General features: G+C 30.0%; 16 protein-coding genes. 15 read left to right on the top strand and 1 reads right to left on the bottom strand.

The features are described from left to right. The first annotated feature begins 7 nt into the window (after window positions 1-7). The 15 genes from BR66_RS0119570 (at window position 8) to BR66_RS0119490 (ending at window position 16101) form a co-directional block, all read left to right on the top strand. A complete protein-coding gene (locus tag BR66_RS0119570; protein ID WP_026884426.1) occupies window positions 8-700 on the top strand; it encodes a glycosyltransferase family 2 protein in 693 nt (230 codons plus the stop codon). 12 nt (window positions 701-712) lie between these two features. Further along, window positions 713-1063 carry a DUF2304 domain-containing protein gene (locus tag BR66_RS0119565; protein ID WP_026884425.1) on the top strand — a complete coding sequence of 117 codons (351 nt, stop codon included), beginning with the start codon at window positions 713-715 and terminating at the stop codon, window positions 1061-1063. A gap of 24 nt (window positions 1064-1087) precedes the next feature. After that, complete coding sequence (locus BR66_RS0119560; RefSeq protein ID WP_026884424.1) at window positions 1088-1267, top strand: hypothetical protein; 180 nt, start codon at window positions 1088-1090, stop codon at window positions 1265-1267. A gap of 886 nt (window positions 1268-2153) precedes the next feature. After that, entirely contained in the window at window positions 2154-3056 is a 903-nt protein-coding gene (locus BR66_RS0119545; protein ID WP_026884421.1) for a glycosyltransferase family 2 protein, read from the top strand. Between the two features lie 24 nt (window positions 3057-3080). After that, a complete protein-coding gene (locus tag BR66_RS0119540; RefSeq protein ID WP_026884420.1) occupies window positions 3081-4073 on the top strand; it encodes a glycosyltransferase family 2 protein in 993 nt (330 codons plus the stop codon). Between the two features lie 28 nt (window positions 4074-4101). Beyond that, window positions 4102-5355 (top strand): O-antigen ligase family protein, encoded by a 1254-nt coding sequence (locus BR66_RS0119535; RefSeq protein ID WP_026884419.1) that lies wholly within the window; start codon window positions 4102-4104, stop codon window positions 5353-5355. Window positions 5356-5364: 9 nt separating this feature from the next. Then, complete coding sequence (locus tag BR66_RS0119530; protein WP_026884418.1) at window positions 5365-6081, top strand: WecB/TagA/CpsF family glycosyltransferase; 717 nt, start codon at window positions 5365-5367, stop codon at window positions 6079-6081. Between the two features lie 28 nt (window positions 6082-6109). Beyond that, window positions 6110-6952 carry a dTDP-4-dehydrorhamnose reductase gene (gene rfbD / locus BR66_RS0119525; RefSeq protein ID WP_026884417.1) on the top strand — a complete coding sequence of 281 codons (843 nt, stop codon included), beginning with the start codon at window positions 6110-6112 and terminating at the stop codon, window positions 6950-6952. A 67-nt stretch (window positions 6953-7019) separates the two neighbouring features. Continuing rightward, complete coding sequence (locus tag BR66_RS0119520; protein ID WP_026884416.1) at window positions 7020-8441, top strand: flippase; 1422 nt, start codon at window positions 7020-7022, stop codon at window positions 8439-8441. Between the two features lie 8 nt (window positions 8442-8449). Then, the gene (locus tag BR66_RS0119515; protein ID WP_026884415.1) at window positions 8450-9574 is read left to right on the top strand and encodes a glycosyltransferase family 4 protein; all 1125 of its coding nucleotides are present in this window, start codon (window positions 8450-8452) and stop codon (window positions 9572-9574) included. A 1-nt stretch (window position 9575) separates the two neighbouring features. Continuing rightward, window positions 9576-10484, top strand: coding sequence for a glycosyltransferase family 2 protein (locus tag BR66_RS0119510; RefSeq protein WP_035796670.1), 909 nt, complete (start codon window positions 9576-9578; stop codon window positions 10482-10484). Between the two features lie 62 nt (window positions 10485-10546). Further along, the gene (locus tag BR66_RS0119505; RefSeq protein WP_026884413.1) at window positions 10547-11110 is read left to right on the top strand and encodes a nitroreductase family protein; all 564 of its coding nucleotides are present in this window, start codon (window positions 10547-10549) and stop codon (window positions 11108-11110) included. 216 nt (window positions 11111-11326) lie between these two features. Further along, window positions 11327-12922 (top strand): glycosyltransferase 87 family protein, encoded by a 1596-nt coding sequence (locus tag BR66_RS0119500; RefSeq protein WP_026884412.1) that lies wholly within the window; start codon window positions 11327-11329, stop codon window positions 12920-12922. Between the two features lie 155 nt (window positions 12923-13077). Continuing rightward, on the top strand, window positions 13078-15261 hold the full coding sequence (locus BR66_RS0119495) for a glycosyltransferase family 39 protein (RefSeq protein WP_026884411.1): 2184 nt from the start codon (window positions 13078-13080) through the stop codon (window positions 15259-15261). 204 nt (window positions 15262-15465) lie between these two features. Beyond that, entirely contained in the window at window positions 15466-16101 is a 636-nt protein-coding gene (locus BR66_RS0119490; RefSeq protein WP_026884410.1) for a cyclodeaminase/cyclohydrolase family protein, read from the top strand. Between the two features lie 92 nt (window positions 16102-16193). On the opposite strand, the gene BR66_RS0119485 is transcribed toward BR66_RS0119490, so the two are convergent. Continuing rightward, a complete protein-coding gene (locus tag BR66_RS0119485) occupies window positions 16194-16706 on the bottom strand; it encodes a GNAT family N-acetyltransferase (RefSeq protein WP_026884409.1) in 513 nt (170 codons plus the stop codon). Between the last annotated feature and the right edge of the window lie 91 nt (window positions 16707-16797).

The raw sequence follows: 16797 nt of genomic DNA, 5'->3' as shown, positions 1-16797 counted from the left end.
TGATAATTTGAGTAAGGTACTTGTTATTATACCGGCATACAATGAAGAAAAGAATTTGGAAAAATTGATTGATAAAATTCGATTAACAAATCATAATTATGATATTCTTGTAGTAAATGATTGCTCAAAGGATAATACTAGCGTGAAGTGTAGAGAAAAAAATGTTATGGTTATAGATCTTCCAGTGAATCTTGGAATAGGTGGAGCAGTTCAGACCGGGTATAAATATGCCTATTACAATCATTATGATATTGCTGTTCAGGTAGATGGTGATGGTCAGCATAACCCGGAATATATTAAAGATATAGTTGAAGAGGTGAAAAACGGTAACAATTTTTGTATTGGATCTAGATTTATTGATAAAGAAGGATTTCAATCTACTTTTATGCGAAGAGTTGGAATCAAATATTTTACTATGCTTATAAAGATTGTAACAGGCTTTAATATCACCGATCCAACATCTGGGTTTAGAGCTTGTGATAGAAATATAATAAAGTATTTTGTGGAGTATTATCCCCAAGACTATCCTGAACCTGAAACCTTGGTTTTATTAAGAAAAAAGAAATATAAGATAAAAGAAGTTGCTGTTGTGATGAATGAGAGGGATGGTGGGAAATCTTCCATAAGTAGTTTTAAGAGCATCTATTATATGATTAAAGTTACTATGGCTATATTGATTTCTACTGCCAATATTGATTAATGGGGTGATAATATGAGTACAAAACTTGAAATTGTACTGTTATTTGGGTCAACTATATTTTTGATTTTTATATTAAGTATGATAAAGAAAAAAAAATTAGAATATAAATATGCATTAACTTGGATAATTACAAGCATTTTATTTATAGTGCTTTCCATTTTCCCTAATTTGTTATATGATATATCAGATTTAATAGGTATAAAAGGACCTGTAAATACATTGTTCTTGTTAATACTATTTTTAATTTTGAATATTATTTTCACCTTGAGTATAGCGGTTTCACAGAGTCAACAGAAGGTAAAGATACTATCACAAGAAATTGGAATAATTAAACTTGAAATTGAAAAATTCAAGAAAAATTAATTGTTTAAGAAAGAGTTGGAATGTATGATAAAATTTGATAAGAATAAAGTACATATTAAAATTGAATACTTTTTTTTATTGTTTGCATTAGCCTTTGCAACATTATTGATTTTTATAGAGCTTATCAGGTGTCCACAGGAAAATTATGAATTTGATATTTTGGATGGTAATAGTGTTTTGTTCAATAAAATTATTACCATTTAAAAAAAATATTTTGTTTTTTGTTTTCTGTTCTTCATTATTCTAAAGAGTAAATTTAAGAACTCAAAGTATTATATAAAGACGTTTGTTATAATGCTATTAGCATGTTTATTTCGTTGCTATGTTCTATATCTGAATTATTGCTTAGATTTTATGGCTTAAAATTGTTGTAACATTGAAAGAATATTAAAAATTTAAATTTTCACAAATTTCGGTTCGTAAATATTAACCGATTTTAACATTTTCAGCTAATTAAAAGTAAGCTTAGTTAACTTTAATGTATGTTTATGAACAAGAATTTTCTTTAATAGACTATTTTAAAAAAAGATTTATAAAAATATACCCAATGTTTTATATAGCCTATGGGTGTGCATTCTCAGATATATTTTACATTAATAAATCTATCCAACATTCAGCACCAAAATGGACTTTTGCTTTAAGTTTTTTGGGAATGGATGGATAGCTAGTATGTAATACCTAAGTATTACATACTAGGAGAGTTGTTTTTAGGATGTATGATTTTAATTTATTTATGTTTTCCTATATTAAGAAAAATTATGTTAAAGAATCCTAAAATATTATCACTTAGTGAAGTGTTCTGTGTATTTATAATTACTTGTGTAATCATTGGTATAATAGCCATATGTTTGTATAATATAAATAACAAAATATTAAAATATTTCAAAAACATAAAATTCAAAAATGAAATAATTTTATAAGAACAAATGTTAATAAAAAGAGATTATAGAGATAATTTATGATCTCTTTTTATTAACATTAAATATTATGATTTCTCCACCCAAAAGAATTTAATGCATAAATGTTTGACTATTATAATTGTAAATGTTAATATAAATAGTGATTAAAATCAAGTAAACAGGAGTATGTAATGGTGGAGATAAACTTAAGTATAATAATAGTAAATTGGAATGCAAAAGATCTTTTAAAAGATTGTTTGTATTCAGTATATGAAAATACAAAAGAATTAAATTATGAAATTATAATTGTAGATAACAATTCTTCTGATGGAAGCTGTGAGATGCTAAAGGAAAAATTTTTACATAAATCAAATTTTACGCTTATTGAGAATAAAGATAATAAAGGATTTGCATCAGCCAATAACCAGGCTATAAAAATAGCTAAAGGAACTGCTGTTTTACTACTCAATGCAGACACATTAATAAATGAAAACGTAATATGTAAAACTTATGAATGTCTTATGGGTGACAAAAAACTAGGTGTTGTTGGTTGTAAAGTTTTGAATCTAGATGGAACCCTTCAACTTGCATGCAGACGTATGGCACCAAGGCCTAAGGATGCTTTTTTTAAACTCTTTGGAATTAGTAGATTATTCAAAAATAACAAGAATTTAACTAGGTATAATCTGACTAATGCGCCAGAAGATGAATTTTTAGACGTGGACTCTGTATCTGGATGTTTTTTAATGATAAAAAGAGAAGTAATTGATAAAATTGGTCCGCTTGATGAGACATTTTTTATGTATGGAGAAGAGATGGATTGGTGTATGAGAACAAAAAAACAAGGCTATATTGTGAGATATTGTCCAGTTGGCACAATAATTCATTATAAAGGGCAAAGTAGTAAAAAACTTGGAACAAAAGCAACCTATGAATTCTATAGGGCAATGATTATATTTTATAATAAGTATAATAAAGGTGAAAGTATATTTTTATTTGACTGGATAGTTTATGTAGGAATAGTTCTTCTAGGTATAGTTGCTATAATAAAAAACAAGTTGGTGCCAAATGGTAGAGTGGGAACAAAAGGTTAGAATTTGACTTTATTGGAGGAAAAAATGATTGACATTTCAATAATAATTGTAAATTACAATACAAAGGATCTTATAAAAGCCTGTATTGAATCCATATATGATAATACTAAAGGCATTTCTTTTGAAATAATAGTTGTGGATAACGCATCAAGTGATGATAGCATTGAAATGCTTGAAAATGACTTTAAAGACGTAAAGCTAATTTTGAGTAAAGTAAATGGAGGATTTGCATATGCAAACAATTTAGGTATAAAGAAAAGCGTTGGAAGATATGTATTTTTACTTAATAGTGATACTATTATTTTGAAAGATGCCATGGAAAAAATGATAGGGTACATGGATGAAAAAGAAAACATAGGTATGCTTGGACCAAAACTTTTAAATAAAGATTTGACTCACCAAACATCCATCTCGGGATTTCCTACATTTAAGAGGGAAGTTTATCACATGTATAAATTGAAAAATGTACTTAAAATTCCTTTGGTTAAGAGTTTCTTTGTTAAATTTGGGGGAATCTTTGGATCAAAAGATGTGGAGCAATATATGAAAAATTATCAAAGTATAGAAGAACCTGAAGAAGTACAAGTATTAGTTGGTGCTGCGTTATTATTAAGAAGGCAGACTATTGAGGATATTGGAATGCTAGATGAAAGGTATTTTATGTATTATGAAGAGATAGATTATTGTCTTAAGGCTTCTATTGCTGGTTGGAGTAGAGTCTATTATCCTCATGCACAGATAATTCATCTTATTGGACAAAGTAGTGAAAAATTAAGTGCTATGACCTTTTATGAAAGATACAGAAGCATGATATTATACTACAGAAAAAATTATGGTAGGGCAAAGGAATTACAGGTGAGGATAAATTTAGTTATTGCTCTTGGTTTTAGAGTGTTAGGACTAACTTTTTTACGGATTTTCAAACCATCAAAAACCATTATGGATAACAAAAAAATATACTTAGATACCATAAAAATGGCCACAAATAAAAGTGCTATAGCCAGAAATAGGTACTAAAAAAATAAGTTGTTAAGAGGTGATAAGTTTGAGGATTAAAAATAAATTAATTTATTACATATTATGTGCTTATGTTATACTTATACCAATTATACCTAATGGTTTAAAACTTAATATAATTCCTAAAATTCACGAAATACCACCATTTGGAATAAGTTTATTAGCATTATTAATATTAATATTTTTCATTTCAGCAGTGAAAAACTGGCGAGGTTTCATAGGTAATTTGAAAGATTTTTCAACAGACTTTTTAGGTATTTCAATGCTTGCACTTTTGGGGATTATGGTAATATCTATTTTCTATGCATCATATAGGATGATTGCTATAACTGAAAGTGCCAGATTTTTATCCTATGTGTTATTATATATTATAATAAAGTATAATATGGATAACAATCAGGTGAAAGGGATTATAAATTCTTATTTATTCACGTTTACAGTGATAAATATTTATGGTATTTTTCAAAAAATTACAGGTTTTGCACTTTTATCTGGATACGCTGTTCCGGGCACAAATATTTTAAGAACCAATGCTACTTTTGATAATCCAAACACTTTTGCTGCATTTTTGCTTATTGGAGCTTTTCCTGTGCTTATGATGATAGTAAAAGGGAAAAATATAATTTCAAAAAGTATATTCACTATAATATTTGTAATGACACTTTGTAATATAAGCTTTACAGGTTCTAGAAATTCATATTTAGCTTTAGCTGTTGGTGCTGTAATATTAGCAGTCATATATAGTTGGTATTTTTTAATAGGGCTAGGTGGAATTGTAGGAATTGCATTTGCTATTCCCATGGTAAATACTAGATTGTTTCAAATTGGAAAGGGCTCAATAGATGCGGGTAGAATACATATTTGGAAAACAGCATTAAAGATGATACAAGAACATCCTTTGCTTGGGGTTGGAAACGGAAATTTCACAGAATTATATGACACCTATGTGGCAAAATACAAATATCTTCGCTATTTAAATTATTCCCATTATCCTAGTCATAACGCATATTTAAAGATTGAGTCGGAACTTGGAGTAGTTGGAGGTATTTCTTTTATTGCGATAATATTAGGTGCTATAATAAAGGTTAAAAGTGTGATTAAAAATATAGAGGATAAAGACCTAAAATTGTTCTATATTGGATTTTTCGCCTCTATGATTGGATTTTTCTTTATGAATTTGTTAGAAAGTTTATTTACCGTTCCTGAAGTGGTAGCATATTTTTGGATATTTTTAGCCTGCGCTGATGCATTACTTTATAGAGAGCGTACTAATACATACTAGGGGGAATATATGTTTTCAAGAGTATTAAAATATGATATATATAATGAGAGTAAAAATGAATTTATTAAGTACATAAAAGGTTTTAATAAAATTCATATAATTTCAGGAAATCCTGAAGTATTGTACAATGGAATGAATGATAATTCACTTTTTAAAGGTTGCACAGAAAAAAACTCCGTTATAATTCCAGATGGAATAGGAGTTGTTATAGCATCTAAAATAGCAAAGGCGCCAGTAAAAGAGAAAATCGCAGGTATTGAAGTTATGGAAGCAATAGTAAAATACTGCAGGGATGAGAAAAAGGGAATATATTTTTTAGGTGCAAAGCAGGAAATGCTAGATAAATGCATGGAAAACTTGAAAAAGAAGTATAGTGGATTAATTATTGTAGGCAGTCATGATGGCTATTTTGATATTAAAAATTGTGAAGAAATATTGAACGACATAAAAGAATCTAGTCCCCATGTGTTGTTTGTAGCCATGGGATCTCCCAAACAGGAAAGGTTTATCAATCAGTATATGAATAGTTTGCCTGCTAGCATATATATGGGACTTGGGGGCAGTTTTGATGTTATATCAGGAAAGCTTAAAAGAGCTCCAAGGTGGATGATAAATATGGGACTAGAATGGTTATATAGAGTTTCAAAGGAGCCATTTAGAATAAAAAGATTAGGGGTTATCCCTAAATTTTTATTAAAAGTTACTTTCAGTAAAAAAGAAAAATAGTATATAATATATTTAGGAGTTGATAACAATGAAAATTTTAATAACAGGAGCAAACGGACAGCTTGGAAGAGAGATTCAAAAACAATATGGTAAAACAGATGTGGAACTTTTACTAACGGATGTTACGGATCTTGATATAACAGATGTATTAGCAGTAAACAAATATGTAAGTGAAAATAAACCAGATGTTATAATAAATTGTGCGGCACATACTCAGGTTGATAAATGTGAATCACAACTAGATTTGGCTACAAAAATAAATACTATTGGACCTAAGAATTTAGCGTCCGCTGCATTTTCAATAGGTGCAGAAATAGTTCAAATTTCTACAGATTATGTTTTTGATGGGGAAGTTGATAAAAACCTTACGGAGTTTGATAAACCAAACCCAAAATCAGTCTATGGAAGTACTAAACTTGAAGGCGAAAAATTAGTTAGAGCATTAAATCCAAAACATTACATAGTCAGAACCGCATGGCTTTATGGTGATGGTGGCAATTTTGTAAAAACAATGTTAAAACTTAGTAAAGACCATGATGAACTTAAAGTTGTAAATGATCAAATTGGTACACCAACAAGCACTGTGGATCTGGCAAGAGTTATTATTAAGCTTGTTAGGGAAAAAAATTATGGTTTGTTCCATTGTACGTGTAAGGGTGTTTGTTCTTGGTATGACTTTGCTTTAGAGATATTTGCAATTAGAAACATAAATATTAAAGTTACTCCATGTACTTCTGAAGAATTCCCAACCGCTGCAAAAAGACCAAAATATTCTGTGCTTAGAAATTATATGCTGGAATTAACTACAGGTGATATTACAAGAGATTGGAAAGAAGCATTAAAAGAGTATCTTGCAGATCTTGATGCATAACTAATATATTTAGACTCGTACTTTAAAAGTACGAGTCTTTTAAAAAGGATTTAAGGATGGTATTCAGATGAATAAAGTGGCAAAAAATGCTATAGTTGTAATTAGTTCAAGTATTTTAGCTCAATTTCTGGCATTTCTTACAACTAGTTTTTGTGGTAAGCGATTGGGTGAAACAGCCTTTGGTGAATTAACGACGGTTCAATCCATAATAACCTATTTTACGTTATTTGTACTTTTTGGATTACAGACTTATGGAACTCGTGAGATAGCAAAGGATAAAAACCGAATAAAAACCGTAGTTGGGGATATTCTTTTATTTAGAATTATTCTTTTTATTATTAGCTTTGTATTAATCGCAGTGGTTGCACTCTGTATATGGAAATTTAATCATGATGGTGTGCTAGCAATACTATTAGCACTATATGGATTAACGTTACTCCCAATGGCTATGAGTATTGATTGGGTATATAGTGGTTTACAAAAGATGGAGTATAATTCTGTATATAATGTTTTAAAGAGTGGAGTTCCATTTGTGTTAGTATACATATTCTTAAAGGAAAAAACTCAACTATATTATGTACCATTATTTACGGCTTTAGCACTGATAATAGGAGTTATGTTTCAGTTCTATGGATATTTCTTTAAAGAGAGGTTAAATGTTAAGGTAAGATTAAATAAAATAACAATGCTGGGATATGTAAATTTTGGACTTCCATTTGTAATTTCGGGACTACTAGCTATGATAAATGGAAACGTGGATAGAGTTGTGATTTATTTTTCTAGAGGAAGTGCAGAGGCAGGAATTTATGCATCAGGATATAATATAATATTTTTTCTTATAAATGTGGTTGGCATGATATTCATTCCTATTTTTCCTGTAATGATAAGTTATTTTCATGAAAATTCTAAGGAAAAACTTTGTGAACTTATGGATAAGACTTCAAAAATATTAGCTGCATTCATAATACCTGTGGCACTTGGAGGAATAATTCTTTCAAAACAATTAATTATATTATTGTATGATAAAACATATGTTAGTGCATATATTTCTTTTTCTATATTATTAGTTTATGTTGTGATTCTCTTTTTCAGAGAATTATATGGCTATGGTTTAAATGCTTTTAACTTAGAAAGAAAATATGTAAAGGCAGTGGCAGTATCAGCCATAGTAAATCTTGGACTGAATTTAGTATTGACACCTAAATATGGAATGAACATTGCAGCTATAATAACATTAGCATCTGAAATTATTAATTTTGTTATGATGAAGCAATATACAAAAGAGATAATAGTAGTACCAAATATGAAAAACATAGTGAGAGCATTATTTCCTGGTTTATTGATGGCGGCAATAACTCTTTTGCTTAAATACAACAATATTAATATTATTATGAATATTGTTATCAGCGCAGCTATGTATTGTCTCTTTATTTTTATTACAAAGTATATAACTATGGGTGAAATTAAATCTTTACTTAGAAAGGGGTGATTACAAGAATGAGATATTGTGTGTTATACCCTAATGCAGAAAATGTTCATCTCATAAAGGATGTAGGTATGATTGCATATAAGCTACATAAACTTTATGAATATGATGCTTTCGTAGCATCATATAACAATGGAGAATATGAATATTTAAATAATGAGGTAAAGGGATTGAAACAAGAATTTATAGATAAAAAGCATGGGCATTTTTTAAATGTATTTTTATATCTTAGAAATAATGCAGTAAAAATTGATGTGCTTCAAATATTCCATATGACCTTTAATTCTGTTGTCTATGCAGCTATTTATAAACTGTTTAATAAAAAAGGAACTATATTCCTTAAACTAGATTGTACAGAGGCAATTTTGGGTAAAATAAAAGCTATGGGTTTTATTGAAAGACTATTTTTTAACTTTTTTTTAAGTAGGGTAGATATTATAGGGGTAGAACAGAAAAAAATATATGAAAATCTTAAAGCATTACTAAATAAACATAGCTCAAAGCTTTTAAATGTGCCTAATGGTATAGATTATGAAATGAAATGTTTTAATGAAAAATCAGACTTTTCAACTAGGGAGAATACAATATTAAGCGTTGGTAGAATTGGGAGTCCAGAAAAGGTTTCAGACTTACTTTTAAAAGCTTTTGCCTCTTTGGACGAAAAAGTAAGAGCACATTGGAAGGTCGTATTCATAGGACCTGTAGAGGAAAATTTTCAAAATACAATAGATGATTTTTATAATAAAAACAAAGGTATCAAGGGCAATGTGATTTTTAAAGGCCCTATTTATAATAGGGAAGAACTATACATGGAATATAAAAATGCTAAAATATTTTGTTTAACTTCCAGTTTTGAAAGCGTAGGAATTGCATTAATCGAAGCTGCTTCTTGTGGTGATGTTATACTATCAACTAGAGTTGGTATAGCTGAGGAACTCACCGCATTGGAAAACGGAATAACTGTTAATGTAGGTGATGAGAAGGCCTTAGCTGAGGGGCTTTCAAAACTTATACTCAGTGAAAATCTCAAAACATTTTCACAGGTGACTGAAAAACTCTGCAAGGAAGAATATAATTGGGATACAATAGTAAAAAAATTAGAATATAGAATAAATAAATTAAAAGGAAATAATTAATATGACGAGTCCAAAGGTTTTTATTGTAATACTTAATTTTAAATCATTTCTAGATACAAAGGAATGTTTACAAAGTTTAAAGAGTATAGACTATGATAATTATGAAATTGTGGTGGTGGATAACTGCTCAAATGACGATTCATTTAAAAAGTTAAAAATTGAATTTCCAGGATATAAAATTCTAAGTACAGATAGGAACATAGGTTATGCAAATGGCAATAATCTTGCTATAAAGTATGCATTGGATAATTGCGCTGAATATGTATGTGTATTAAACAATGACGTGGTTGTGGAATATGACTTCTTAAGCAAAATAATTGATGTTATGAAATGCGATCCAGAGGTTGGAATTGCAGGACCTTGTATTTGTAAATATAGTGATAGAAATGTAATACAAGCTATGGGAGCAAACATTAACTTATATACTGGACTTACTCAAGGTAGGTTTAAGGGAGCCAAATACAATGAAATAAAACCGGAGAATACTGAAGTTGCTTACCTTGGAGGAGCGTGTTTTGTAGCAAAAAAAAATGTATTTAATAGCATTGGTATCATTCCAGAAAATTATTTCCTTTTTTTCGAGGAAACAGAGTTTTGCTTAAAAGCAACTAGGGCAGGATATAAACTTTTATGTGTGTATGGAAGTAGAATATATCACAAAGGTTCATCTACAATATCTAAGTATGATGGACTAAGCTACTATTTTTTAAATAGAAATAGGGTGATATTTATGAGAAGAAATGCGAATGCTTTTGAAAAATCAGTATTTTCTATATATATTTTTATTGAAGCAATGGGAAGAATTATAATAAGGCATGAACCATCTACACTGCTGAAAAATATATTTTATGGTTTTACGGCAAATAAAAAGGAAATTGATGTGGAAGCCATAAAATCATTTTTGAAATAGAATATTTGTAAAGTAATTACACATAATACTCTTAAATAATTAAAGTAATGGAGTGTGATTATATGGATTTTTATGATGTTATAAATAAGAGAAAAAGCGTAAAAAAGTTTAAAAACACCAAAATTTGTGAAGAAAAACTAGGTAGAATAATAAATACGGCAATGCTTGCACCCTCATGGAAGAATAAAACTTCCTATAAATTTATCATAGTAGATGATAGCTATAAAAAAGAAAAAATTTCGGAGTGTATTAAAAACAGTTCAGATGAGGCAATGCAAGCTATAAAAGATGCCCCTATACTTTCTATTGTAGTAGGTGAACCTGAGGATTCAGGAAATGTAGATGGTAAACCTCTTTATCTAGTGGATAGTGCTATTGCATTGGAACATTTTGTATTGGCAGCGGCAAGTGAAGGTTATGGTACTTGTTGGATAGCATCTTTTGATGAGGATAAGATAAGGCAATATCTATCAATACCTTTTAATTTTAAAGTGGTAGCACTTACACCAGTAGGTGAAATTCAAGAGGAGAAACCACATAATCCAATTAAAAATGTGAATGAACATGTATTTTTAAATACTTGGAATATTCCATATAGTAGGAAAAAAGAAAAGGTACTTAGTTAAAAAACTAAAAATCTCAAAGCAACTGAAATAGTGGAAAAACTTATGATATGATAATAAAAAGCTAGTATGAATCCTTATTAAATTCATACTAGCTTTTTTATCATCACATCACATAGTATTCACATGAAACTTTCATATTAAAACAACAATTTATGTTTATAATTAGTAATAAGGCATCATCAAAGAAATAACAAAGTAAGTAGGAGGTAATCATAAATGAATATTTTGAAGAAAAACATGGTAAAAGTAATTATAGTAGTTATTTCGTCTATACTATTAGTCTTGTCTGTGTACATGATATACAATTATAACAGTGCCTCAAATTCAAATACACAATCAATGGGACAGCAGCAGGGACCACCTGGTAGCATTCAAGCTAGTAGGGGCGACACATCTAATTTACAAAAGCCAAAAACACCTAACACTAATAAGGCACCATCAAATAAAGGAAATATACCACAACAAAGTGGACAACCCGGAGCTGGGATGGGAACCATGAATTCATCATCAAGTTCTAGTACTAAATATTTGCCATCATTTATAGCTTATACCGTAATGTTTTTTATTATATTTATAAGCGCATTATTATTGATAGTATACAAGAAAATCAAAATAAGCAAAGAAAATATCCATGTGCTTATAATTGGAATATTAGTAATAGGCTTTTTATTACGTACAGCATCAGCCCTAATAATTGATGGACAGTCATTTGATATAAGTACATTTAGGGGTTGGGCTAATACTGTATCGAGTAATCTCCTAAAAGTATATGAAAATAAAACATCGGTAGATTATCCACCTTTATATTTATATGTATTATATATAATCGGTAAAATTTCTAAAATATCTATACTTGGCAACTATTATCCTTTGCTTCTTAAATTACCATCTATAATAACAGATGTTTTATCCGGATATTTGATTTATAAAACATCTAAAACTCGTGTTTCAAAAGAAATTGGTATTATTTTAGCAGCGGCTTATATTTTTAATCCTGCAATACTAATTAATTCAACAATTTGGGGTCAGGTTGACTCGTTTTTTACATTACTAATCATGCTGGCGTTATTTTTCCTATCAGAAGATAAGATTATATTTTCAACTATATTTTTTGCTTTAGCAGTATTTATGAAACCACAAGGAATAATATTTTTACCAATATTGTTATTTGCATATATCAAAGGCAATGATATAAAAACTATTTTGAAGTCTGTTATAACAGGAATAATAACTGGACTTATAGTAATAATTCCATTTTCTATGACCCAAGGTATTATGTGGATTTTTAAGTTGTATATTAGCGAGGCATCTGAATATCCATATGCTTCAGATAATGCATTTAACTTTTATAGCTTGATTGGAGCAAATCGTACTAATTATTTTTCAACTTTTTTTATTTTTGATTATCATACTTGGGGCATGATTGCAATAGTATTAGTTACAATTTTCTCAGGATATATATATATCAAAGGTAAGGACAAATCAGCTATTTTTATAGCTACATTAGTTGAAATAGTTGGAGTATTTAATTTTTCAGTAGGAATGCATGAAAGATATATGTTTACAGCAGTTGCTATATCTATTTTAGCCTATATATATTCCAAGGATAGGAGATTGTTATTTTTATCAGCAATGTTTACTTTAACAATATATGTTAATACACAGGACGTTCTTAGCGGAGTAAATGTAATTGGTTATACTCCTGTATTAATATTAACATCACTTTTGAATGTATTAGGTTTTGCTTATCTTGCTAAAGTGGGAATTGATCTAACATTGAAAAAAAGTAAAGACTTTATCATTAGTGATTAGGTAAGGTATCATCAAATCATTATGTGAACTTTATAAATCACATAAAGTTCACATGATGATTTGATATTTGTGCCATAAACAGTTGATATACTTTATAAATGGGTAAGAAAATAATTAATATATTATTTAGAGTAAGAAACTGGGAGAGTGGTAAAATGAAGAAAATAAAATTTACAAAAAACAATATTGCGCTAGGCATTATTGTAGTATTATCTGCAATATTAAATTTTGGAAATTTAAGTATAGAGGGATATGGAAATGCTTATTATGCAGCAGCTGTAAAAAGTATGACTTTAAGCTGGAAAAATTTATTCTTTGTATCTTTTGATCCAGCAGGATTTGTAACAATAGATAAGCCACCTTTAGGATTTTGGCTACAAGCAATTTCAGCTAAAATATTTGGCTTTAGTGGTGTAAGTATACTTTTACCATCAGCACTAGCGGGGGTAATTTCCGTTATATTAGTACATCATTTAGTTAAAAAATCATTTGGCAGCGTAGCAGGGCTTCTTTCAGCATTATTTCTTGCAATAACACCAGTTTTTGTGGCAGTAAGTAGAAATAATACCATAGATAATATACTTATATTATTTTTATTACTTGCTTGCTGGGCACTTTTAATTGCAGCAGAAAAAGGTAAACTTAAATATCTAATATTAAGTATGGTATTTGTAGGACTTGGCTTTAATGTTAAGATGACCGAAGCATATTTAGTAATTCCAGCTTTGTACTTAACATATTTGCTTTCAAATGCTATATCCTTAAAAAAGAGAATAGCACATCTTCTTATTTGCACAGTGATTCTACTAGGAGTTTCTTTTTCTTGGGCACTAATTGTTGATGCAGTACCTGCATCAAGTAGACCATATGTAGATAGCAGTACAAACAACACAGTTACAGAGCTTATAGTTGGACATAATGGAAGTGAAAGATTTTCATTAAGTAGTTCATCTAAAACTGCCGGCGGCGGTGGCGGTACTATGCCAAGCGGAATGCCAAGTGGTGGCAAAGCTCCAAGTGGAATGCCAAGTGGCGGCAAAGCTCCAAGTGGAATGCAAGGTGGTGGCACAGCGCCAAGTGGCACTATGCCAAGTGGCGTACCAAAGCCCAGTGGTACTATGCCAAATGGAATGCAAGGTGGCAGTGGCAGTAGTTCATCGCAACTTCAAGGTACATTTGGTGGGGAGATTACCTCAGGACTAACAAGATTATTTTTGAAAAGCATACTTTCGGATCAAATAGTTTGGTTTATTCCATTAGCGATTTTTGGATTTATTGCAGTATTTATAAAGGAAAAACTAAGATTTTTATTAAATAATAAGAGAAAACAATCTATTGTAATGTGGTTTGCTTGGTTTTCACCAGAATTTTTATACTTTAGTTTCAACACTGGAACATTTCATTCATATTATTTAACAATGCTTGCACCACCAACAGCAGCACTAGCCGGAATTGGAATTGTAGCATTATGGGAATTATATAAAGAAGGTACACGGAAAGCATGGCTATTACCAGTGGCATTATTGTTAACCGGAGCCACACATTTATTGATGCTTTATTATTTCATTAGTTATTCAAATATAATCAAAGTATTGATTGTTTTAGTAGCATTGTTATGTGTAATATCTTCTATAATACTTGGGGCGTTAAATATTAGGAAGAAAACAGAGGGGGAACAAGGAATAGATCCAGCGCTAAAACTTAGGAAAATTTTAATAAGCTTGGCATTAGTTGGAATGACAATAACACCACTTGTTGGTTCATCTGCGGTGCTATTTACAAAACTTAGCAGCTCTTTCCCAGCAGCTGGACTAGAATTACTTTCTGGAACTCAAAGTGGTGGAATGGGTAGTAGTGATAGTAGCAGTAGCACAAAACTTATAAGTTTACTTGAGAAAAATAAATCAGCTAGTCAAAAATATCTACTAGTAGTTAATTCATCAAGTTCTGCAGCAGATATAATAATTAGCACTGGAGAGCCTGTAATGTCTCTTGGTGGATTTTTAGGGAGTGATAAAATAGTTACTCTGGCCCAGTTTAAACAGATGGTTAAAAGTGGAGAAATAAGATATGTAATGGCTGGCGGAATGGGTGGAGGAACTTCTAGCTCAGATATTATGACTTGGGTTAAAAAAACTGGGAAACTGGTGTCATCAAGTTTATATAGTGATGCTAGTAAGACAAGTAGTAATATAACTAGTGGTACTGTTAATACAACAACCACCAAAGCAAGTAGTTCTGATTCAAAAACTAAAACTTCAAGTGAGCAAGGAGGCATGAATTCATCTCAGCAATTATATGATTTAAAAGCCTACACTGATAGTTCAACAAGTAAATAAAAGTAAATTACCATATATGATATGTTTAAAGCAAAAACCTATGAAAATTATAATTTTTATAGGTTTTTACTTTAAATAAATATGTACCTGTGATAAAATATTATCTAATAGAAATACATTATAAGATATTTTAATGAAAATAAGCTAGAGTGTATGGATTAGATATTTTTTTGAAAATGACTTATACGAAAGAGAGTGCATAAAATGTTTGAAAATATGACTATAACTGAGTTCACAGATGTTCTTTCTAGTGAAAAGCCAGTACCAGGTGGAGGCGGGGTAGCAGCTCTAAGTGCGGCCCTAGCTGCTTCTCTTACCGCTATGGTTTTTAATCTTACTACAGGAAAAAAGATTTTTGAGGAATATGATGAAATGACAAAAACTCATATATTAGAGAGCCTTAATGAAGTGAAAAATGTAAAAGAAGAGTTTCTTACGTTTATAGACAAGGATGCTGAAGCTTTCTCGAAAATAATTGCAGCCTACAAACTGTCTAAAGTAACTGAAGAAGAAAAAATAGCCAGAAGCGAAAAGATACAACAAGGTTATAAGCTTGCAGCTAGTGTACCAATGGAACTTGCAAAAAAAGCAACTCGACTATATGAAATGATTGATGTGGCTTGTAAATATGGGAATAAAAATGTAATGTCAGATGCAGGTGTTGCTGCTATATTTAATCACTCAGTAATAGAAACTGCAGTTTTGAACATAAGCATAAACCTATCAGGGATTAAGGATGAAAATTTGAAAAATGAATTTAAATTCACGTCCACTAAATTGTTAATGCATAGTGAGAAAAGAAAAAATATGATTTTGAAAAAGGTATACCAAGACATATAGAGTCACAAATGATAAGGTACAAGCTTCAATTAATAAGCAAGTTAACTTACTTAACATTTCAAGCTTGTACCTTTCAAGTTGTAACAAAACACTTATTCCTCTATAGGGTTTGATGGTCCAATTAATTCTAGCTGAAAAAAGGTAAGGTCAAGCCATTTACCAAATTTATAGCCTGCCTTGGTTATAGTACCTGAGCATTTAAAACCTAACTTTTCATGGAGTTTTATACTTTTCTTATTATCGGCATCTATGCCTGCAACAATTATAGCATAGCCCATGTCACTGGCAATTTTAATTAGCTCCTTAGTTAGCATTTCTCCAATGCCATTTTTTCTATAGTCTTTATGGACATACACGGAATGTTCTATGGAGTATTTATAGGCAGGCCATGATCTAAAAGGACCAAAAGTGGCAAATGCAACAGCCTTATTGTCCGCCTCGAAAACTAAAAGTGGATATCCAGCATCTTTTTTATTTTTATACCATTCCTTCCTTTCTTCTAATGTGTGAGGCTTATAGTCGTAAATTGCAGTTGTATTTAATATTGCATCATTATATATATCCAAAATATCAATCAAATCTTTATCCGTTGCATCTCTTATCATTTTGTGCTCCCTTCATTCAATGAAAATAGTATTAAAATAATTATATTATCTTTTTAACACTATTACAAGAGAGTGAGGAGTCTTAAAAAAT

Source organism: Clostridium akagii DSM 12554, from assembly GCF_000686725.1.
Classification (GTDB): domain Bacteria; phylum Bacillota; class Clostridia; order Clostridiales; family Clostridiaceae; genus Clostridium_I; species Clostridium_I akagii.
Note: the sequence above shows the minus strand (reverse complement) of the source record. Positions and strands in the feature narration are given on the sequence as shown.

Bases quoted from the DNA above. Each gene is read 5' to 3' on its own strand.
- BR66_RS0119485 (WP_026884409.1), bottom strand. From the start codon at position 16,706: ATGATAAGAGATGCAACGGATAAAGATTTGATTGATATTTTGGATATA.
- BR66_RS0119505 (WP_026884413.1), top strand. From the start codon at position 10,547: ATGGATTTTTATGATGTTATAAATAAGAGAAAAAGCGTAAAAAAGTTT.
- BR66_RS0119510 (WP_035796670.1), top strand. From the start codon at position 9,576: ATGACGAGTCCAAAGGTTTTTATTGTAATACTTAATTTTAAATCATTT.
- BR66_RS0119500 (WP_026884412.1), top strand. From the start codon at position 11,327: ATGAATATTTTGAAGAAAAACATGGTAAAAGTAATTATAGTAGTTATT.
- BR66_RS0119515 (WP_026884415.1), top strand. From the start codon at position 8,450: ATGAGATATTGTGTGTTATACCCTAATGCAGAAAATGTTCATCTCATA.
- BR66_RS0119490 (WP_026884410.1), top strand. From the start codon at position 15,466: ATGTTTGAAAATATGACTATAACTGAGTTCACAGATGTTCTTTCTAGT.
- BR66_RS0119520 (WP_026884416.1), top strand. From the start codon at position 7,020: ATGAATAAAGTGGCAAAAAATGCTATAGTTGTAATTAGTTCAAGTATT.
- BR66_RS0119565 (WP_026884425.1), top strand. From the start codon at position 713: ATGAGTACAAAACTTGAAATTGTACTGTTATTTGGGTCAACTATATTT.
- BR66_RS0119560 (WP_026884424.1), top strand. From the start codon at position 1,088: ATGATAAAATTTGATAAGAATAAAGTACATATTAAAATTGAATACTTT.
- BR66_RS0119545 (WP_026884421.1), top strand. From the start codon at position 2,154: ATGGTGGAGATAAACTTAAGTATAATAATAGTAAATTGGAATGCAAAA.
- BR66_RS0119495 (WP_026884411.1), top strand. From the start codon at position 13,078: ATGAAGAAAATAAAATTTACAAAAAACAATATTGCGCTAGGCATTATT.
- rfbD (WP_026884417.1), top strand. From the start codon at position 6,110: ATGAAAATTTTAATAACAGGAGCAAACGGACAGCTTGGAAGAGAGATT.
- BR66_RS0119540 (WP_026884420.1), top strand. From the start codon at position 3,081: ATGATTGACATTTCAATAATAATTGTAAATTACAATACAAAGGATCTT.
- BR66_RS0119530 (WP_026884418.1), top strand. From the start codon at position 5,365: ATGTTTTCAAGAGTATTAAAATATGATATATATAATGAGAGTAAAAAT.